Annotated in this window: 23 protein-coding genes; 22 read left to right on the forward strand and 1 reads right to left on the reverse strand. The window is 29.6% G+C overall.

Features of this window, described 5'->3' with window-relative positions; translation table 11 throughout:
* Positions 1–17 precede the first annotated feature (17 nt).
* The 16 genes from gmk to CLOTH_RS10520 all read left to right on the forward strand — a co-directional run bounded on the left by gmk (position 18) and on the right by CLOTH_RS10520 (position 15016).
* On the forward strand, positions 18–632 hold the full coding sequence (gene gmk / locus CLOTH_RS00915) for a guanylate kinase (RefSeq protein WP_079410285.1): 615 nt from the start codon (positions 18–20) through the stop codon (positions 630–632).
* Position 633: 1 nt separating this feature from the next.
* Complete coding sequence (gene rpoZ, locus CLOTH_RS00920; RefSeq protein ID WP_079410287.1) at positions 634–888, forward strand: DNA-directed RNA polymerase subunit omega; 255 nt, start codon at positions 634–636, stop codon at positions 886–888.
* 3 nt (positions 889–891) lie between these two features.
* Positions 892–2091: a bifunctional phosphopantothenoylcysteine decarboxylase/phosphopantothenate--cysteine ligase CoaBC gene (gene coaBC / locus CLOTH_RS00925; RefSeq protein WP_079410289.1), complete on the forward strand. Its 1200-nt coding sequence runs from the start codon at positions 892–894 to the stop codon at positions 2089–2091.
* Between the two features lie 44 nt (positions 2092–2135).
* Positions 2136–4595: a primosomal protein N' gene (priA, locus tag CLOTH_RS00930; protein WP_079410291.1), complete on the forward strand. Its 2460-nt coding sequence runs from the start codon at positions 2136–2138 to the stop codon at positions 4593–4595.
* Between the two features lie 18 nt (positions 4596–4613).
* The gene (def, locus tag CLOTH_RS00935) at positions 4614–5069 is read left to right on the forward strand and encodes a peptide deformylase (RefSeq protein WP_079410293.1); all 456 of its coding nucleotides are present in this window, start codon (positions 4614–4616) and stop codon (positions 5067–5069) included.
* A gap of 19 nt (positions 5070–5088) precedes the next feature.
* On the forward strand, positions 5089–6036 hold the full coding sequence (gene fmt, locus CLOTH_RS00940; RefSeq protein WP_143715392.1) for a methionyl-tRNA formyltransferase: 948 nt from the start codon (positions 5089–5091) through the stop codon (positions 6034–6036).
* Positions 6026–6775, forward strand: coding sequence for a DUF116 domain-containing protein (locus CLOTH_RS00945; RefSeq protein WP_143715393.1), 750 nt, complete (start codon positions 6026–6028; stop codon positions 6773–6775). Before fmt ends, CLOTH_RS00945 begins: the two co-directional genes overlap by 11 nt.
* The gene (locus tag CLOTH_RS00950; protein WP_079410295.1) at positions 6776–7468 is read left to right on the forward strand and encodes a zinc metallopeptidase; all 693 of its coding nucleotides are present in this window, start codon (positions 6776–6778) and stop codon (positions 7466–7468) included.
* 53 nt (positions 7469–7521) lie between these two features.
* The gene (gene rsmB / locus CLOTH_RS00955) at positions 7522–8853 is read left to right on the forward strand and encodes a 16S rRNA (cytosine(967)-C(5))-methyltransferase RsmB (protein WP_079410297.1); all 1332 of its coding nucleotides are present in this window, start codon (positions 7522–7524) and stop codon (positions 8851–8853) included.
* A gap of 4 nt (positions 8854–8857) precedes the next feature.
* On the forward strand, positions 8858–9883 hold the full coding sequence (gene rlmN, locus CLOTH_RS00960) for a 23S rRNA (adenine(2503)-C(2))-methyltransferase RlmN (protein ID WP_079410299.1): 1026 nt from the start codon (positions 8858–8860) through the stop codon (positions 9881–9883).
* A gap of 29 nt (positions 9884–9912) precedes the next feature.
* A complete protein-coding gene (locus tag CLOTH_RS00965; protein WP_079410301.1) occupies positions 9913–10659 on the forward strand; it encodes a Stp1/IreP family PP2C-type Ser/Thr phosphatase in 747 nt (248 codons plus the stop codon).
* Positions 10660–10677: 18 nt separating this feature from the next.
* Positions 10678–12585: a Stk1 family PASTA domain-containing Ser/Thr kinase gene (gene pknB, locus CLOTH_RS00970; protein ID WP_079410303.1), complete on the forward strand. Its 1908-nt coding sequence runs from the start codon at positions 10678–10680 to the stop codon at positions 12583–12585.
* An 11-nt stretch (positions 12586–12596) separates the two neighbouring features.
* The gene (gene rsgA / locus CLOTH_RS00975) at positions 12597–13478 is read left to right on the forward strand and encodes a ribosome small subunit-dependent GTPase A (protein WP_079410305.1); all 882 of its coding nucleotides are present in this window, start codon (positions 12597–12599) and stop codon (positions 13476–13478) included.
* A 2-nt stretch (positions 13479–13480) separates the two neighbouring features.
* Positions 13481–14137, forward strand: coding sequence for a ribulose-phosphate 3-epimerase (gene rpe / locus CLOTH_RS00980; RefSeq protein ID WP_079410307.1), 657 nt, complete (start codon positions 13481–13483; stop codon positions 14135–14137).
* An 11-nt stretch (positions 14138–14148) separates the two neighbouring features.
* Positions 14149–14784, forward strand: coding sequence for a thiamine diphosphokinase (locus tag CLOTH_RS00985; protein WP_079410309.1), 636 nt, complete (start codon positions 14149–14151; stop codon positions 14782–14784).
* An 82-nt stretch (positions 14785–14866) separates the two neighbouring features.
* Positions 14867–15016 carry a 2-oxoglutarate translocator gene (locus tag CLOTH_RS10520; protein WP_143715395.1) on the forward strand — a complete coding sequence of 50 codons (150 nt, stop codon included), beginning with the start codon at positions 14867–14869 and terminating at the stop codon, positions 15014–15016.
* A gap of 123 nt (positions 15017–15139) precedes the next feature.
* On the opposite strand, the gene rpmB is transcribed toward CLOTH_RS10520, so the two are convergent.
* Positions 15140–15331 carry a 50S ribosomal protein L28 gene (gene rpmB / locus CLOTH_RS00990; RefSeq protein ID WP_079410311.1) on the reverse strand — a complete coding sequence of 64 codons (192 nt, stop codon included), beginning with the start codon at positions 15329–15331 and terminating at the stop codon, positions 15140–15142.
* A 161-nt stretch (positions 15332–15492) separates the two neighbouring features.
* Here rpmB and CLOTH_RS00995 point away from each other — a divergent pair, with 161 nt between their 5' ends.
* Genes CLOTH_RS00995 through CLOTH_RS01020 form a run of 6 tightly spaced genes read left to right on the forward strand, consistent with a single transcriptional unit; the run spans position 15493 to position 21110 of the window.
* Positions 15493–15852, forward strand: coding sequence for an Asp23/Gls24 family envelope stress response protein (locus CLOTH_RS00995; RefSeq protein ID WP_079410313.1), 360 nt, complete (start codon positions 15493–15495; stop codon positions 15850–15852).
* A gap of 50 nt (positions 15853–15902) precedes the next feature.
* Positions 15903–17480: a DAK2 domain-containing protein gene (locus CLOTH_RS01000; RefSeq protein ID WP_079411066.1), complete on the forward strand. Its 1578-nt coding sequence runs from the start codon at positions 15903–15905 to the stop codon at positions 17478–17480.
* 45 nt (positions 17481–17525) lie between these two features.
* Entirely contained in the window at positions 17526–19583 is a 2058-nt protein-coding gene (gene recG / locus CLOTH_RS01005; protein WP_079410315.1) for an ATP-dependent DNA helicase RecG, read from the forward strand.
* A gap of 39 nt (positions 19584–19622) precedes the next feature.
* On the forward strand, positions 19623–20177 hold the full coding sequence (gene rsmD, locus CLOTH_RS01010; protein ID WP_079410317.1) for a 16S rRNA (guanine(966)-N(2))-methyltransferase RsmD: 555 nt from the start codon (positions 19623–19625) through the stop codon (positions 20175–20177).
* 1 nt (position 20178) lies between these two features.
* A complete protein-coding gene (gene coaD, locus CLOTH_RS01015) occupies positions 20179–20667 on the forward strand; it encodes a pantetheine-phosphate adenylyltransferase (protein ID WP_079410319.1) in 489 nt (162 codons plus the stop codon).
* A gap of 2 nt (positions 20668–20669) precedes the next feature.
* Positions 20670–21110 carry an ATPase gene (locus CLOTH_RS01020; RefSeq protein ID WP_079410321.1) on the forward strand — a complete coding sequence of 147 codons (441 nt, stop codon included), beginning with the start codon at positions 20670–20672 and terminating at the stop codon, positions 21108–21110.
* Positions 21111–21307: the final 197 nt, after the last annotated feature.

Below are 21307 nucleotides of genomic sequence, written 5' to 3' on the forward strand. Positions count from 1 at the left end.
AGGAAGGAAGATATGAAATGAATAGAGAAGGCCTTTTAATAGTTGTATCGGGTCCTTCAGGAGCTGGAAAAGGAACAATTTGTAAGGAACTATTAAACAAAAACAAAGAAATTAAAATATCAGTTTCAGCAACAACGAGAAATCCAAGAGAAGGAGAAGTTGATGGTGTGAATTATTTCTTCATATCGAAGGAAAAATTCGAGAATATGATAGAACAAGAAGAATTTTTAGAATATGCTAGGGTGTACGACAATTTCTACGGAACTCCTAAGAAAGCAGTTCTTGATACATTATCTGAAGGAAGAGATGTTTTGCTTGAGATAGATATTCAAGGTGCTATGCAAGTCAAAGAAAAATATCCTAAGGGAGTGTTTATCTTTATATTGCCACCATCACTAAAAGAATTAAAAGATAGGATAGTGAAGAGAGGAACTGAAACTGAAGAAGATATCTCTAAAAGATTTGGATGTGCAATATCTGAAATAGAAAAAATAGAAAATTACGATTACTTTATAATAAATAAAGATGTAGAAAGAGCAGTATATGAATTACAAAGTATAATAAGCTCAGAGAAGAATAAAGTAGCTAGATACAAAGAAAATATAATAAAGCAATTTAAGGAGGAGTTATAAAATGTTATATCCATCAGTAAACGATCTTTTAACAAAAGTAGACAACAGGTACACTTTAGTTGTAGCTGTTGCAAAAAGAGCAAGACAATTAATAGATGGTGATCCAAAATTAGTAAAGGTAAAAGAAATAAAGCCAGTAAGTATAGCAACTTATGAAATGAACGAAGGGAAATTAACTCACAGACCAATAACTGCTGCTGAAATGAAAGCAATGGAAGAAGAAAATAAAAAAGAAGAAATAGTTGAAGAGGAATAGAGTATGCTAAAAGGCAAAAACATAGTTATTGGAATAACTGGAGGAATTGCTGTATATAAATCTTGCGATATAGTAAGTAGACTAAAAAAACTAAATGCAAATGTAAATGTAATAATGACAAAGTCAGCTGCAGAGTTTGTAGCACCTCTTACATTTCAAAGTTTGAGTCAGAACTATGTTGTGGTTGATATGTTTGAAGAACCTAAAACTTGGGATATAGAGCATATCTCTTTAGCACAGAAAGCAGACCTATTTTTAATAGCTCCAGCTACAGCAAATATAATAGGAAAAATAGCAAATGGTCTAGCAGATGATATGTTATCTACAACAGTAATGGCAACTAAAGCACCTGTGCTTATAGCTCCAGCTATGAATACAAATATGTATGAAAATATTATAGTTAAATCTAATATAGATAAGCTTAGAGAATTAGGATACAAATTTGTAGATCCAGAAGAAGGAAGATTAGCTTGTGGAGATGTTGGAAAAGGAAAGTTAGCATCTCCAGAAGTTATAGTTGATAGTATAGTTAAAATACTCACAACAGAAAGAGACCTAGAAGGAAAAAATATACTTATAACTGCTGGACCTACAGTAGAAAAAATAGATCCAGTAAGATATATAACTAATAGATCAACTGGAAAAATGGGATATGCTATAGCTACTGAAGCTGTAAAAAGAGGAGCTAAAGTTACATTAGTTTCAGGTCCAACAAAGCTTGATAAACCTACAGGACTAGAAAAATTTATACCTATAGAATCAGCAAAACAAATGTATGATGCTGTTATAGAAAATATGAATGAGCAAGACGTAATAATAAAGTCAGCGGCTGTTGCAGACTACAAACCTAAACACATAGCTGATAGGAAAATTAAAAAAACTGACGATGACTTAGTAATAGAACTAGATAGAAACAAAGATATACTAAAAGAACTAGGAGAAATAAAAAAAGATAAAATATTAGTTGGATTTGCAGCAGAAACTAATGATTTAATAGAAAATGCAAAGAAAAAAATAGAGAAAAAAAATCTAGACTTTATAGTTGCAAATGATTTACTTCAAGAAGGAGCCGGTTTTGGAGTAGATACTAATATAGTAAAGATAATAGATAAAAATGGTAATATAGAGAATTATCCTAAAATGACTAAAACTGAAATTTCAAATATTATATTAGATAAAATAAAATTATTATTAGAGAAATAAGCATCTATCAAGATGCTTTTTTTCTAATGTAAGAAGGTGTTTGAATGGAAATATACGCAAAAGTTATTATTAATAATAATTCAAGCTACACAGATAATTTCTTTACCTACAAAATTCCAAATCACCTTCTAGATGAAGTTGAGATTGGACATAGAATATTAGTTCCATTTGGAAGATCGAATAAGCCTATAGAAGCATTTGTGTTTGATATTACTAATGAAAAAGGCGAATACGATACAAAAGAAATAATGGATGTACTAGATCAAGAGCCTATTTTAAGGAAATCGGATATAAATCTTATAAAATGGATGAAAGAAGAATATATCTGTACATTTATAGAAGCCATAGAATGTATCTGTCCTAAAGGATTTAGGGTAGATACTTACAAAGTAATCAAATTAATAAATGACGATGCAAAAGAATTAAATGAAAAGGAAAGAAATCTACTAAACCAAATAAGAAAAGCTAAGGGGAGTATAACTTTAAGTAAACTTAAAAGCAAATTTGATTATAGTATTGATTCAATTATAAAAAAAATGAACCAAAACAACATAATAGATATAGTTTGGGAATCTAAGAGTATAAAAAATGAAAAGTATATATATACTGTAAAGTTAAATATTCCAAATGAACAAATCGATGATGTCATAGAAAATCTAAATAAGAAAAGATCATTTAAACAAGCTCAGGTAATGAGCTTTCTAAGAAATAATCAAAATATGGCTATTAGCGATCTTATTGAAGCATTAAATGTTAATAGAGCGTCTATAAAATCTTTAGAAGAAAAGAAATTTATAAAAATAGAGAAAATAAACTACTATAGAAAACCAACTATAAGTTATAAAGTAGATAAAAAAGATATAATTCTAAATGAAGAGCAAATTTATGCTGTAAATTTACTTAAAAATAGCATATATAAAGAAGATAAAAAACCTTTTTTACTTCATGGTGTCACAGGAAGTGGAAAAACGGAGATTTATCTAGAGATAATAGATGAAATGCTAAGAAATGGAAAAGATAGCATAGTTCTAGTTCCAGAAATATCTTTGACACCTCAAACTATAGCTAGATTCAAAAATAGATTTAATGATACGATAGCTGTATTTCATAGTAAGTTATCAAAAGGAGAAAGACATGATGAATACAGAAGGGTAAAGGAAGGAAATGTTAAGATTGTGATAGGTGCAAGATCTGCTATATTTGCACCATGTAATAATCTAGGTATAGTGATTATAGATGAGTTTCATGAAAGCTCCTATAAATCAGATGTAAGTCCAAAATACAATACTATAGAAGTTGCAAAAAGGTTGTGTAAAGAAACAAATTCTATACTTTTATTAGGATCGGCAACACCGCCTATAGAAGAATATTATAAATGTGAAACAGGACAGTATAGCAAAATAGAGCTAAAAAATAGGGCAAATAAAAACCAAATGCCAGAAATACAAGTTGTTGATATGAAAGAAGAATTAAATATTGGAAATAAAAGCATATTTAGTAGAGCACTATTTGATGAAATAAGTGAAAATTTAAGAAATGGAAATCAAACAATACTATTTCTAAATAGAAGAGGTTATGCTAGCTTTGTATCTTGTAGAAAATGTGCGTACCTTTTTAAATGTTCAAATTGTGATATATCATTGACGTACCATAAAAATACACATAGTGGAAAATGTCACTATTGTGGATATGAAGTTAATATACCTAAAGAATGCCCAAGTTGTAATAGTTTATATCTAAAAGAGTTCGGAATAGGAACAGAAAAAATACAAGAAGAAGTCAAAAAATATTTTCCAGATGCAAGAATTCTTAGAATGGATAAAGATACCACAGCTAAAAAGGGATCTCACGAAGATATACTGAATAAATTCAAAAACAAAGAAGCAGATATTCTTATAGGAACACAAATGATAAGTAAAGGACTAGACTTTCCTTATGTTACACTAGTTGGAATATTATCAGCAGATATGATACTTAATTTTCCAGATTTTAAAAGTTCAGAGAAAACATTTCAAATAATAAGTCAGGTTTCTGGAAGAGCTGGAAGAGCAGATCTTAGTGGAAAAGTAATACTTCAAAGCTATGATGTAGACCACTACTCTATACAATACGCTAAGAATCATGACTATAAGGGCTTTTATAATGAAGAAATAAAAATTAGAAAGATATTTAATTATAAGCCGTTTAATAGTCTAATGAGTATAGTTGTAACAGGGAAAAATGAAAAGAATGTAATAAAAAATATACAAAAGATATATGATGGAATAGTTTATCTTTTAAGAAAAAGAGGTATAGAAGATTTTGAATTTATACTAGGACCAAATCCTTGTCCTATATCTAAAATAAATATGAATTATAGGTGGCAGATACTACTTAAGGATTTAAATATTGAAATAAAATTGTTAAAGGGTATAATAAAGTATATATGTGTACAAAAAAGAGATGCTTTCCTAGATTCAGATATAAATATAAGTATAGATACAGATCCAGATAGTATATTATAACCTTAAGGAGGAAATTATATGGCGCTTAGAATAATAAAAAAAGATAACGATCCTGTTTTAAGAAAAAAATCTAGAGTAGTTGAAAATATAGATCAAAAGATTATTACATTATTAGAAGATATGGCAGAAACTATGTATCATGCAGATGGGGTAGGACTTGCTGCTCCTCAAATAGGAATATTAAAAAGAGTTATAGTAGTTGATGTAGGAGATGGACTTATAGAACTTATAAATCCAGAGATAATAGAGCAGCGTTCAAGCCAGACTGGAGAAGAAGGATGCCTTAGTGTACCTGGAAAATATGGAAAGGTCAAAAGGCCACTTTACGTTAAAGTAAGAGGTTTAAATAGAAATGGAGAAACTGTAATAGTAGAAGGGAAAGATCTTTTAGCTAGAGCATTATGTCACGAAATAGACCACCTAGATGGAATACTATTTATAGATAGAGTTGAAGGAAGAATCGAAGAAAACTAAATATAAGGATGTGATACATTTGAGAATAGTATTCATGGGAACTCCAGATTTCGCAGTTCCGTCATTCAAAATGTTAATAGATGAAGGTTATGATATTATATCTGTTATAACTCAACCTGATAAGCCAAAAGGAAGAGGAAATAAAATATCGCAGCCACCAGTAAAAGAAGAAGCATTAAAACATGGAATAGAGGTTTATCAACCTAAGAAGGTTAAAGATAAAGAGTTTGTTGAAATACTTAAAAATTTAAACCCAGATATAATAATAGTTATCGCTTTTGGACAAATACTATCTAAAGAAATACTTTCAATTCCAAAGTATGGATGCATAAATGTACATTCATCTCTTTTACCAAAGTATAGAGGAGCAGCTCCTATAAATTGGGCTATAATAAATGGAGAAGAAGTTACAGGTGTTACAACTATGTATATGGATGAAGGATTAGATACTGGCGATATGATTCTAAAAATAGAAACGAAAATAGGGAATGAAGAAAATGCAGGTCAGCTACATGATAGATTAGCTATTTTAGGTGCAGATGTATTAAAAGAAACTCTAAATTTAATAAAACAAGGAAATGCACCTAGACAAAAGCAAGATGATTCACAATCTTCGTATGCTCCTATTATGGATAAAAACCTTGGAAATATAGATTGGAATAAAAGTGCAAAAGATATATATAACCTAGTAAGAGGTACAAATCCTTGGCCAAGTTCATTTACAAGTTATAAGGGAAATATGATGAAGATATGGAAAAGTACTGCATTAGACAATGAAAAAACTTCAAAACAACCTGGAACAATAATAAAAGTTTCAGACGAAGGTATATATGTTGCTTGTGGGCGTGGAATTTTAGTTGTTGAAGAAATTCAAATGCCTGGCAAAAAAAGAGTTAAAGTACAGGAATATATAAAAGGAAATACTATAGAAAAAGATATTATATTAGGTGAAAAAAGTGAACAATAAGAACAAGTTTTTAGTTATAATGACTATTTTAGCTACTGCCATTTGTGGGTTTAGTTTATTTTTAAATTATATATTTACAAGAGATAATATAAATACAATCAATTTGCTACTAGCTTTATTTAACACAATTATATTAGTACTTTTAGGAATAATCATATTTTCAATAGGTTCATCGTATGCAATTTTATCTAATAAAAAAGTAAGTAAGAATATTATGAAGATAAACTTCAAAATAATAAGTACATTTTATCCGTTTATAATATATCTATCTAAACTTTTTAGAATACCAAAAAACGATATAAGAAATGTATACGTACACCTTAATAATGAATATATATATTCAAATAAATACAAGATTAGTCCTAAAGATATAATGATTTTAACACCACATTGTATTCAAAAGAGCTTTTGTAAACACAAAATCACAAATGACATAAACAACTGTGTTAGGTGTCAAAAGTGCAATGTATCAGACCTACTAGATATAAAAGAAGAATATGGGGTTAATGTATTTGTAGCAAGTGGGGGAACACTAGCTAGAAAAATAATAAAAGAAAATAAGCCAAAAGCAATAATTGCTGTAGCATGTGAAAGAGATTTAACTAGCGGAATTCAAGATGTTGAAAGTATTCCTGTTGTTGGAGTATTTAACAAAAGACCTCATGGTCCATGCATTAACACAGAAATAGATACAATGAAAATAAAGAAAGCTATAGAATTTTTTGAAGGAGGGGTTTAGATGGTTCCATATTATTATGGATTTGACTCAACATATATAATACTACTACCGGCTATACTATTTACACTTTATGCTCAAAATAAAGTTCAATCAACTTTTGCAAAATACTTAAGAGTATATACATCAAAAGGATTTACAGGAGCTCAAGTAGCTAGATTCATACTAGACAAAAATGGGTTAAATAATGTAGGTATAGAATTATCGAGAGGAAAATTGTCAGATCACTATGACCCAAGAAGCAAAGTTGTTAGACTTTCAAATGAAGTATACAACGGAAGTTCTGTAGCTGCTGTATCAGTTGCAGCGCATGAAGTTGGTCACGCTATACAACATGCTATAGGATATGCCCCACTTACTTTTAGGAATACTTTAGTTCCAATAGCCAATATAGGCTCTTCTATGGCGTGGATATTTATACTGCTTGGTTTTGCAGTAAGTCCATCTTTCATAGATATAGGAATACTTTTATTTTTAGGAGCAGTTCTTTTTCAAATAGTTACTTTACCTGTTGAATTTAATGCTTCAAGCAGAGCTATAGTTCAGCTTAGAGAAAATGGCTTAATAGCACAAAGTGAAGAAGGTGCTAGCAAAAGAGTATTAGATGCAGCTGCCTTAACTTATGTTGCAGCAGCAGCTGCTGCAGTATCACAATTACTTAGATTAATTGTGCTTAGAAATAATAGAAGGGATTAAGTTTTAAGTCCTAGTTTTACTAGGACTTATTTTCATTCAAAGGAGGAAGAAAAATGAAGACTGCTAGAGAAATAGCTCTACAAGCTATTTATGATATAGAAAATAATGGACTTTACTCTAATATTGCTGTAAATAAATATTTGAAAGGTAGCAAATTAGATAATAAAGATAGAGGATTTGCTACAGAACTTATATATGGAGTTATAGAGAATAAGTACTTTTTAGAATATATAATAGATGATTTTTCTAGTATTAAGACGAATAAATTATCACCCTACGTAAAAGCGATACTCAAGATGGGGATATATCAAATACTATTTTTAGACAGCGTTACAGATTTTGCAGCAGTAAATGAAAGTGTAAATCTGTGTAAAAAATATTATAAAAAAGCATATGGATTTGTAAATGGAGTTTTAAGGAATGTCCTTAGAAATGAAAGAAATATAAAATATCCAAATAAAAACACAGATTTAGTAAAGCACTTATCTATAAAATACTCGTATCAGCCATGGATGATAAAAAAGTGGATTAAACAATTTGGAGAAGAATTTGTGGAGGACTTACTACAGGCAAATAGCGAAAAGCCACCGATATATATAAGAGTAAATACATTAAAAACAAACATACACGATCTTATTCAAAAGCTTAAAGATCAAGATATAAACTGTGATAAAGTAAATCTAATAGATAATTGTATAAAAGTATATAATATTAAAAATATAGAAAATAATGATCTATTTAAGAAAGGATATTTTCAAGTTCAAGACATAAGTTCTATGATTGTTGGACATGTAATAAATCCTAAACAAAATTCTTTGATATTAGATTGTTGCAGTGCACCAGGAGGGAAAAGTACACATTTAGCAGAACTTATGAAAAATACAGGAACTGTTATTGCCAGGGACATATTCGAACATAAGTTAAAATTAATACATCAATCAGCTGAGAGACTGGGACTTTCTAATATAAAAATAGAGAAATTTGATGCAACAGAGCTTGATGATAAAAATATAGGTAAATTTGACTACGTACTAGTGGATGCCCCTTGTTCAGGATTTGGTATAATAAGAAGAAAGCCAGAGATTAAATATAAAGATAAAAACGAAGTAAAAGACCTTCCTAAAATACAAGAGAAAATAATAAATACTAACTCGAAATATGTAAAAAAAGGTGGACTGTTAATTTATAGTACATGTACAATAGAAGATGAAGAAAATATAGAAATAGTAAATAAATTCTTAAGAAAAAATAGTAACTTTGAGCTTGAACCTATAGAAAATGTAAAAATAGATTTAGAAAACCAAAGCAATGGATATATAAAGTTATATCCAAATATCCATGGGATGGATGGTTTTTTCATAGCTAAGATTAGAAGGGTAAGGTAATAACATGGAAAAAATAGATTTGAAATCATTAAGTGAAGAAAAACTGAAAGAATTTATGCAAACTATTGATGAAAAAGCATTCAGAGGAACTCAAGTTTTTAGATGGATATACAAAGGAGCAGAAAGTATAGATGATATGACAGATTTGTCTAAGTCTTTGAGAGAAAAGCTTTCTGAATTAGCAAGCATTACTAATTTATCTATATACAAGAAAATGTCATCAAAAATAGATGATACTAGAAAGTATTTATTTTCATTAGAAGACAGAAACATAATAGAAAGTGTAATGATGAAATATAAACATGGCGTGTCCGTATGCATTTCAACTCAAGTAGGATGCAGAATGGGATGCAGTTTTTGTGCATCAACAATAGATGGATTAGAAAGAAACCTAAAAGCATCTGAGATGATAGATCAGATACTAAAGATACAAAAAGATGTAGGTGAAAGAGTGTCTAATGTAGTAATGATGGGAAGTGGCGAGCCACTTGATAACTTTGAAGAAGTAAAAGAGTTCTTAAAAATAGTCAATGAAAAAAATGGGCTTAATATAGGATATAGACACATAACGCTTTCTACCTGCGGAATTGTACCAAAGATGTATGAGTTATCTGATTTAAAACTTCCTATAAATCTTGCTATATCTCTTCACGCTGCAACTGATGAAAAAAGAAAAGATATAATGCCTATAGCAAAAGCATATTCAATTGATGATATACTAAAAGCGTGTAGATATCACATAGAAAAAACAAATAGAAGGATAACATTTGAATACTCTTTAATAAAAGGAGTTAATGACAGCAAAGATGAAGCTAAGATTCTAGCTAACAAACTAAAGGGATTATTATGTCATGTTAATTTGATACCGATAAATAAAGTAGATGAAAGAAGTTATGAAAAACCAGATACAAAATATATAAATACATTCAAAGATATACTGAAAAGTAGTGGAATTGAAACAACTATAAGAAGAGAAATGGGTAGTGATATACAAGGGGCTTGTGGACAACTTAGAAGAAGAAATTTATAGAATCTATTTGTATTTATGGAGGTAAATTTATGAAGCATTATGCTATATCAGATATAGGTATGGTTAGAAAATTAAATGAAGATTATTATGGTGTTGATAGTATACAAATAGATAATGAGTGTATATACATATACGCAGTAGCAGATGGTATGGGGGGACACAATAAAGGAGAAATTGCCAGTAAACTAGCAATAGAAAGTATATTGACATATATAAAAGATAAGTTATCTAATATAAATATAGTCAGTGATGACAATATTTTTATTACATTAAAAAGTGCATATCGTAGTGCAAATGATATAATATATAATAACTCATTACAAAATGAAGAGTATAAGGGCATGGGAACAACTTTAACAACGTGCATACTCTACAAAAATAAGCTATATATAGCAAATGTTGGGGATAGTAGATGCTATATATATAAAAATAATAAATTGACACAAGTAACAAAAGATAACTCATTAGTTCAAGAACTAATAGAAAAAGGAATAATAACAAAAAAAGATGCTCTTACACATCCACAAAGGAATGTTATAACAAGAGCTATAGGAACTGACGAAAGATTAAAAATAGATACTTATATAGAAGAAATACAAGAAAATGATAAAGTGATATTAGTGACAGATGGTGTTACAAATTATGTATCTGATGATAAGATAATACAAGTCTTAGATACATACAAAGATTCTAAAACGTTTTGTAAAAAACTAGTAGAACTAGCTAACGAAAAAGGTGGACGCGATAATATAACTGTTTTATTCATATCAATATAATTAGAGAGTGGTGATATAGTGGTAGGTAAATTACTTGGCAATAGATATGAAGTCCTAGAAAAAATAGGCGATGGTGGAATGGCCTTTGTATATAAAGCCAAATGTACTCTTTTAAATAGAATTGTAGCACTTAAAATATTAAGGCCTGAATTTGTTAATGACGAGGAATTTCTTCAAAAGTTCAAAAATGAAGCTCAGGCAGCTGCAAGTCTTACACATTCAAATATAGTAAATATTTATGACGTAGGACAAGAAGATAACATCCACTACATAGTTATGGAATATGTAGATGGATTAAATTTAAAAGAATTAATAAAAAAAGAAGGCAAGTTAGATTATTCTACTGTGATAGATATAACAAAACAAATTGCTATGGCTTTATCTCAAGCGCATAAAAAGAATATAATTCACAGAGATATTAAACCACACAACATTTTAATATCAAGAGATGGATTAGCTAAAGTTACTGATTTTGGAATAGCAAAAGCTGCAACAACATCTACTATAACTAGTACGGGAAGTATTATAGGTTCTGTTCATTACTTTTCACCTGAGCAAGCTAGAGGTGGATATATAGATGCAAAGTCAGATTTATACTCTTTGGGAATAGTTATGTTTGAAATGCTAACGGGAAAAGTTCCATTTAAAGGAGATAGTCCTGTAAATATAGCATTAAAACATATAAATGATGAATTGGCATTTCCTGAAGAAATTAAAAAAGAAATACCAAAAGAAGTTGTTATGGTAGTAAATAAATTAACACAAAAGAATCAATCAAATAGATATTCAAAAGCCGAAGAATTAATAAGAGATATAGAGTTTATTCAAAATAATATTAATCCTAATTTTGATGATAGTTATGAAGATTACGCTACAAAAAAAATAGATGTTACAGATATAGAAAAAGTAGATATACCTAAGAAACCAATTGTAAAACCTAAGAAAAACAAAAAACCTACACAGAATAAAAAACGAATAACTATACTAGCTGTAGCATTAGGACTTGTACTAGCTTTAGTACTTACAATCAGTGCTTATTTCCTTAAGGACATATTCATTGTAAAAGAATATGAAGTTCCAGATTTAGAAAATCTTTCGATAGAAGAAGCTAAACAAAGATTAGAAGAAATGGGATTATCTTTACAGGTAAGAAGAGAATTATATGACTCAACTGTTGAAGAAAATCACATTATTGCTCAAATTCCAGAGCCAGGAACTATAGTAAAACAAGGATACATTATTAAAGTTGATGTTAGCAAGGGTGGAAAAATAACAATTGCTCCAGATTTGTTAAATAAAAATCTAGACCAAGCTAATAAAATACTAGAAGAAAATAATCTTAAAGAAGGTATAATAAGATATGAATTTAGCAATATACCTGAAGGGCTTATAATAAGACAAGATCCACAGCCATCAACTGAGCTAAAAGAAGGTAGTGAAATAAATTTAACAGTAAGTAAAGGGAGAGAAGTAAAGCTTATAGATGTTCCAAATGTAGTAGGTAAAACTTTAGAACAGGCAAAACTAGATTTAAAGGGATTGGTAATAGCAAATATAGACTATATATCGGATAACACTTTGAGAAATGATGTCATAGTTAGTCAGAGTTTAAGAAGTGGGCAAAGAGTAGAAGAAGGAAGTAGAATAAACTTAACTATCAATAAGCACAAAGAGGAAGAAAAACCTAGTAACGAACAAAAAATAACAACAAAGCGTCTCACTATAACTCTTCCAGAAGATAAAGAATCACTTAATGTAACTGTTAATGAAATAGATAACGGAAAATCAACAACTATATACAACAATAATATTAATACATTGGAAGTTGGAAAAACTATAACAATTCAGATACAAGGAAGTGGAAAGAAAAAGTATGAAATATATGTAGATGGAAGTTTATACGAGAGTATAGAAGTACAATTCTAAAGGAGGAGAGCATGGTTCAAGGAAGAATAATAAAAGGCATAGGCGGATTTTATTATGTAGACACAAAACAAGGATTGTATGAATGTAAGGCAAGGGGAATATTTAGAAAGAAAAAAATAACTCCTCTTGTTGGAGATATGGTGGACATAAGTATTGTAGATGATAAAAATAAAAAAGGAGTTATAGAAGATATACACGATAGAGATAGCGAATTAATAAGACCACCAATATCTAATGTAACAAAAGCCATAATAGTCTTTGCTGTAAAGAACCCAAAGCCAAATCTTTCCTTGCTAGATAGATTCATAGTATTAGCAGAAAAAGAGGGTCTTAATGTTGTTATATGTATAAGTAAAGTAGATTTAGATGATGATAATTATTTAGAAGAGATAAAGAGTATATACGGAAGTAGTTACAATATAATTCCAGTTAGTAATAAACTCAATATAGGAATAGATGAAATAAAGGAGGAACTTAAAAATAATATATCAGTTTTTGCAGGTCCTTCAGGAGTTGGAAAGTCAAGTTTACTTAACAGTATAGACTCTAACTTAAAGCTTGAAGTAGGTCAGATAAGCGAGAAGGTAAAAAGGGGAAAGCATACCACAAGGCATGCCCAGTTAATTAGATTAGAAGAAGGAGGACTTGTTGCCGATACTCCAGGGTTTAGCTCATTATCTTTAGATGAAATAGAAGCTATAGATTTAAAAGAATACTTTATAGAATTTAGAGAGCTTTCTTCAGAATGCAAATTTTACAAGAACTGCTTACATGAAAATGAGCCTGATTGTCAGGTTAAAAAGGCTTTAGAAGAAGGAACTATATCTAGATATAGATATGATAGCTATATACAATTACTACATGAGATAAGGGACAGAAAAAGGAGGTATTAATCATGATAAAATTAGCACCATCTATTCTTTCAGCTGATTTTGCAAGATTACTAGAAGATGTAAAGAAAGTAGAAAATGCAGGTTGTGAATATTTGCATATAGATGTAATGGATGGACATTTTGTTCCGAATATAACACTAGGTCCGGCTATAGTCAAAAGCTTGAGAAAAGATGTTAATATGGTATTTGATGTTCACCTAATGATAGAAAATCCAGATTTATATATACAAGAATTTGCAAATGCTGGAGCTGATATAATAACTGTTCACCAAGAAGCTTGTACTCACCTTCACAGAACAATACAAAATATTAAATCATTAGGAATAAAAGCAGGAGTTTCTTTAAATCCAGCAACTCCAATAGAAACTATAAAGCATGTTATAGAAGATATAGATATGGTGCTTATAATGACTGTAAATCCTGGTTTTGGAGGGCAATCATTCATAAAAAGTATGATACCTAAGATATACGACCTTAAGAAAATGATAGATGATAGAGGATTAAATGTAGACATTCAGGTTGACGGTGGTATAAATCCAAATAATGTTATAGAAGTTGTAAAGGCAGGAGCTAATATTATAGTTGCAGGATCGGCTATATTTAATAGTGAAAACATAAGTGAAACAGTAGATAAATTTAGAGAAAATAGTAAAATATAGGAAGTGAGAGATTGAAAGTAGCAATAGTTGTAAATGGCGAAATTAATGATCTTAATTTTTATAAAAGAGAACTAAAAAAATATGATTATATAATATGTGCAGACGGAGCGTCTAATAGTATATACAAAATGGATATAATTCCAAACATCATAATCGGAGATTTAGATTCAATAGATGAGATTGTAAAAAGATACTATTTAGAAGAAAAAGTAAATTTTGAAAAATTCCCATCTAAAAAGGACAAAACAGATACAGAAATAGCAATTGACTATGCAGTATCTATAGGAGCTACTAAAATACATCTATTAGGGGCATTAGGCAAAAGAGTAGACCATACTCTAGGCAATATAAACTATTTATACTATTTGATAAATAGAGGAATTGATTGCAAAATAGTAGATGAAAGTAGTGAAATATATATAGCTAACAAAGAAAAAACTATATATGGAAAAAAAGGGGATACAGTTTCTATTATTCCTTTGATTGGTGATGTAAAAGGAGTTACACTTAGTGGATTAGAGTATCCACTACATAACTTTGATTTGGAATTTGGAACATCAAGAGGGATATCAAACGTAATGATTGAAGATGAATGTAAAATAGAAATTACATCTGGGTATTTACTTATAATAAAATCTAAAAATTAGAGCCTTTGCGGCTCTTTTTTTGTATCAAAATAAAGTCTGTTGAATAAATTAATTATATGAACTCTATATTGGGGTGATGATTATGAGAAGATGTACAAAGCATTTGCTTGGTTTGGTTGCTATAGCAACTGGAATTAGTCTTATATTGACATTAATTTTACCTAATTGGCTTTGGATGACTTTATTTGCAATTGGTCTTATTATATGTGGATGTCTTATTTGTTTTAAGTAAAAAAGGGGGGCATTATATGAGAATTATAACTATCAAGCTACCGAAGTTTTTATCTAGTATAGTTAAATTTTTTATGAGAAAGAAATAGAAAAAGCCTACTTAAAAAAGTAGGCTTTTAGTATACTATATAGCTCTTTGTACGCTTCCTGAACGTAAGCATCTAGTACATACGTTTACTCTTTTTGGAGTACCATTAACTATAGCTCTAACTCTTCTTAAGTTTGGAGCCCAAGTTCTTTTATTGTGACGATTAGAGTGACTTACTTGATTTCCAGAAACTATTCCTTTTGCACAAACCTCACAAACTCTTGCCATTATAAACACCTCCTTTAAAACTGTGTTCACATCGTCTAAAAACACATTTAATACTATCACATTAGAAAAGCTTTTGCAATAGAAATGTTAGATTTATATTGAATAAACCGTCTATATAATATAGAATAAATTTATATTCATAAATTGGAGGGGGTATAAAAATGAGTGGAAAGATAGTTAATAATTATGGTAATATCTATATTGACACTGAAGTTATAGCAAAAATAGCAAGTCAGTCAGCTATAGAATGTTATGGCCTTGTAGGAATGGGTTACAAATCTAAAGTTGATGGGTTAGTAGAATTATTAAAAAGAGAGCATATAAGTAAAGGTGTTCAAGTTCAGATAGATGAACAGGAGCTTAATATCGAACTGTTTGTTATAATACAATATGGAACAAAGATATCAGTGGTAGCTGACAATATAATAAACAGAGTTAAGTATAGTGTAGAAAAGTTTACAGGACTTAAAGTAAACAGAATAGATATAAATGTACAAGGAGTTAGAGTACACAATAGGTAGGAGGAAAAAAATTGAAAGTACAACACATAGATGGAAAATTATTAAAGAACATGCTTATATGTGGATACAACAATTTAGAGAACAACAAAAAACTAATTGACAAGTTAAATGTATTCCCAGTTCCAGATGGAGATACAGGAACTAATATGTCTTTGACTATGTCATCTGCAATAAGTGAAGTTTCAAAAATCTCAACTGATAAAATAACAGATATAGGAAAAGCCCTATCGAAAGGATCATTAATGGGAGCTAGAGGAAACTCAGGTGTTATATTATCACAGTTATTAAGAGGATTCTCAAAGTCAATAGAAGGAAAAGATGCATTATCAACACAAGATATTGCTAACGCCCTAAAAGAAGGATCAGACACTGCTTATAGAGCTGTAATTAAACCTATAGAAGGAACTATACTAACTGTTGCAAGAGAAAGTGCTGAATATGCCGTTAAAATATCAAATAAAGAAAAAGATATTGAAAAATTCTTGAGTATGGTTATTAAAGAGGCTAATAACTCATTAAACAAAACTCCACAGCTACTTAAAGCCCTAAAAGAGGCTGGAGTTGTAGATTCTGGAGGAAAAGGACTTTTAGTAATTTATGAAGGGTTTTATAAAGCTTTAATAGGAGAAAATATTGATCTTTTAGATATAAATGTAGACGATACTTATATAGAACATGGTGAAGAACCTAAGATAGATTTAGCTGATATAAAGTATGGTTACTGCACAGAATTTATTTTACAAAGTGATAAGGTATCTCCTGGTGAAATGAGAGATAAAATAGAAAAATATGGAGATAGCTTAGTTGTAGTTGGAGATGATTCTTTAATAAAGATTCATATACATACAAATGATCCTGGTATAGTTCTTCAGGAAGCTATAAAATATGGACAGCTGAGCAAAATAAAGATAGATAATATGAGAATTCAACATGAAAATGTACTTGTTGAAAGCTACAAGCAAGAAGAAATGAAAGAATATGGATTTATAAGTGTTGCTATGGGAAGTGGATTAAGCTCTATATTCAAGGATTTTGGGGTAGACCATATAATAGAAGGTGGTCAAACGATGAATCCTAGTACTCAAGATTTCTTAGAAGGAATAGAAAAAATAAATGCAAAGAATATAATAATACTTCCTAATAACAGCAATATATTAATGGCTGCAAATCAGGCAAAGGAAGTTTCGGATAAAAATGTAATAGTTATTCCATCTAAAACTATACCTCAAGGGTTCTCATCGCTTTTAGCTTTCAATGCTGACGCAGAGCCTGTTGAAAATGAAAAAGCTATGACTCATGCACTTAAAAATGTAAAAACAGGTCAAGTAACATTTGCAGTTAGAAATACAACTGTAAATAATGTAGACATAAAAGAAGGAGACATCTTAGGAATAGGAGAAGGAAGTATAACAAACTCAGGTAGTGATATTAAAACAATAACTTTAGATTTAATTGACAAATTAGTAGATGAAGATAGTGAAATTATAACTTTATTTTATGGAGAAGAAATAGACGAAGAAGCTGCAAATGAAATAAAAAACATATTAGAAGAAAAATATGATTATATAGATATCGAAGTTTATCACGGAGGACAGCCTTTATATTACTATATTATTTCTGTAGAATAGGGAAACTATAAGAGTTTCCCTTATTTTTCATTTGAGGTGGTTTTAATGGATATAAAAAACTCTCTTCAATACTTTAAGGGAATAGGTCCTAAAAAGTATAAAAAGCTAAATAAGCTAGGCATATATACAATTGCAGATTGTATATATTACTTTCCAAGACAATATGAAGATAAAAGTAAATTCAAAAAGATATTTGAACTGAAAGATGAAGAAAAGATTTCTATAGAAGGAATTATAGTTGGATTTGAGAGTAGCAAAATAAAAGATAAAATGACTATAAGTAAGATAAGTGTACAAGATGATACTGGGGTTGTGAAATTAGTTTTTTTTAACCAAAGCTATATACTAAACAATTTTGACAAAGGAGATAAAATAATAGCTTATGGAAAGGTAAAAAGGGAATTTGGAAAAATTGAAATGTTAAGTCCTGAAATAGAGTTAGGAACAAAAGAAAGTGGAAAATATATAGGAAAAATAACTCCTATATATCAGCTTACATATGGAATTACAAATAAAGAACTCTCAAATATAATAAAAAGTGTAATATCAGGTCTAGGTGAAGAAATAAAAGAATATTTACCGAGTGATCTTATTGCAAAAAATAAGCTGTGCAGTATAGATTTTGCAATAAGAAATATACATAGCCCAGAGAATATGAATAATTTAAAGATAGCACTATATAGACTTGTATTTGAAGAGTTTTTGTTACTTCAGTTAGGATTATTTTATTTAAAAAGTGGATCTATAAACAAAAAAGGAATAAGCATGAGAAAAAGTGAAAGATTGTATGAAGTAATAAATAGTCTTCCATTTTCTCTTACTAAAGCTCAAAATAAAGCACTAAATGATATATTAGAAGATATGAAAAGTGATACTGTTATGAACAGATTAGTTCAAGGTGATGTTGGATCTGGAAAAACTGTTGTAGCACTTTTAGGGCTTGCTAACTGTGTATTAAATGGATATCAAGGTGCTATGATGGCTCCTACTGAAATATTAGCACAACAGCACTATAGCTCGTTAAGTGAAATATTATCTAAATTCGATATAAAGGTAGATATATTAGTTGGAAGTTTGACAAAGAAACAAAAAGAGCTAGCACTAGAGAAAGTTAAGTGTGGGGAGACAGATATATTAGTTGGAACCCATGCACTTATAGAAGATAATGTAGAATTTAAGAATTTAGCTCTTGTAATAACCGATGAACAACATAGATTTGGGGTAACTCAAAGAAACAAACTGTCAAGTAAAGGTCAAAATCCCGACGTTCTTGTTATGACAGCTACACCTATTCCAAGAACATTAGCACTTATTTTATATGGCGATTTAGACATATCAATAATAGATGAACTTCCTCCTGGAAGGCAAAAAATAGATACGTTTGCAGTTCCAAAAGAAAAAAGAGACAGGGCGTATAGTTTTGTTAGAAGTCAAGTAGAACTTGGAAGACAGGTGTATATAGTTTGTCCTTTAGTAGAAGAATCAGAAGTAATTGAGGCTAAAGCTGCAACAGAGTTATTAGAAGAACTTAGAGTTAACTATTTTAGTGATTTAAGACTTGGTTTGCTTCACGGAAAGATGAAACCATCTGAGAAAGATGAAATAATGAAAGAATTTAAAAGTGGAAACATAGATATATTGATATCAACAACAGTTATAGAAGTAGGTGTTAATGTCCCAAATGCAACGCTTATGATAATAGAAAATGCGGAAAGATTTGGACTTGCACAACTTCACCAGCTAAGGGGAAGGGTTGGTAGAGGAGAGCATAAATCTTATTGTATACTTATATATGGATCTAAAAATGAGATTTCTCTAGAGAGAATGAAGATAATGGAACAAAGCACAGATGGATTTAAAATATCAGAAAAGGATTTGCAGTTAAGAGGACCTGGCGAATTTTTTGGGACAAGGCAGCATGGAATCCCAGAACTTAAAATTGCTAATATATTCAAGCATATGAAAATACTAAAAGAAGTCCAAAAAGAGTGCAAACTTATAATCCTTGAAGATCCAAAACTAACCTTACAGAAAAATAAAAGGCTAAAAGAAGAAATAATAAATAAATTTAATGAAAAACTAGATAATATATCTCTAAACTAAATATTAGATTTATGGTACAATACACAAAGGAGGGTGTAAATGAGAGTAATTTCAGGAAGTGTAAAAGGACATAGACTTAAAACACCTAAAAGTACAGATATTAGACCAACTTCAGATAGAGTAAAGGAATCTATATTTAACATTATAAATAATAAAGTATTAGATAGCTTTGTATTAGACTTGTTTTGTGGGACAGGTTCTTTAGGCATAGAATGTCTATCAAGAGGAGCTAATATGTGTACTTTTGTAGATAACGGTAAGGAAAGCATAAATCTTCTAAGAGAAAATTTGAAAAACACTAAATTCACAGATAAGAGTGAAGTTATATTTGCAGATGCTATAGGTGGTATAAACAAGTTATCAGTTAAAAGAGATAGATTTGATATAATATTTATGGACCCACCATACTTAAAGAATTTGATAGTACCTGCATTAGAAGAAATAAGTAAAAGAGAACTGCTTGAAGAAGATGGTATAATATTAGTTGAGCATGATATAAAAGATATTTTACCTGAAAAGGTAGAAAATCTAGTTAGATATAGAGAAAAGAAATATGGAAATACAAATATTTCTTTTTACGAATGGAGTGAATAAAATGGAGAGAATAGCTATATATCCTGGAAGTTTTGACCCTATAACAAATGGTCATTTAGATATAATAGTGAGAGCTTCTAAGTTATTTGATAAACTGATTGTTGGAGTACTAAACAATCCTAATAAGAAGTCATTATTTAATTTTGAAGAAAGATTTGAACTTTTAAAGCAGACAACGTCTAACTTAGAAAATGTAAAAGTAGATACATTTTCAGGGCTACTAATAGATTATTGTAGAGAAAATAATATATCCGCTATAATAAGAGGATTAAGGGCTGTATCAGATTTTGAATATGAACTTCAAATGTCTCAGATGAATCATCAGTTAAATTCAGATGTTGAAACTATATTCTTGACAACAAACACAAAATATTCTTTTTTAAGTTCAAGTCTAGTCAAAGAAGTTGCAAAATTTAATGGAGATATATCGTATTTAGTTCCAGATGTAGTTTTGAAGAAGTTAAATGATAAGTATGGTAAGGGGGAATAGACATGGAAATCTTAAAGCTACTAGAAGAGTTAGAAGATATACTAGAGGACAGCTCAGGTATTCCGTTCGGAAGCAAGGTCTTAGTTGATAAGAAGGAGATGTTAGAAATCATAAAAGAAATAAGACTTCAAATTCCTGACGAAATAAAACAAGCAGAGTGGATAAATACAGAAAGACAAAGAATACTCGCAGAAGCTCAGCAAGAAGCAGATGGTATTGTTGAGAATACAAAGCTATACATGCAAGAGCAAGTAGATAATAGCGAGATAATAAAAAAATCTCAAAAACAAGCTGAAAAGATAATAGAAGAAGCTCAAATTACTGCTAAAGAAATAAGATTAGGAGCTAAAGAATACGCAGATGAAATTTTAAGACAGGTTCAAGACAATATTGAGAATCTAGGAAATATCATAAGAGCAAATAGAGAAGAGTTGAAGGGATAAGAATTCTATCCCTTTACTTTTTTATAATGAATAGGAAATTATAAACTTCTTGAATTGTGGATAATTATAATTTCCGTTATGAATTTCAAAAAAGTCTACTTTTAAAATCTTTCAAAGAAAGACTTTTTTATAATGAATAGGAAATTATAAACTTTTTGAATTGTGAATAATTATAATTTCCGTTATGAATTTCAAAA

It is taken from the genome of Alkalithermobacter paradoxus, assembly GCA_002029295.1.
In the GTDB taxonomy this organism is placed as follows: Bacteria; Bacillota; Clostridia; order Peptostreptococcales; family Peptostreptococcaceae; genus Alkalithermobacter; species Alkalithermobacter paradoxus.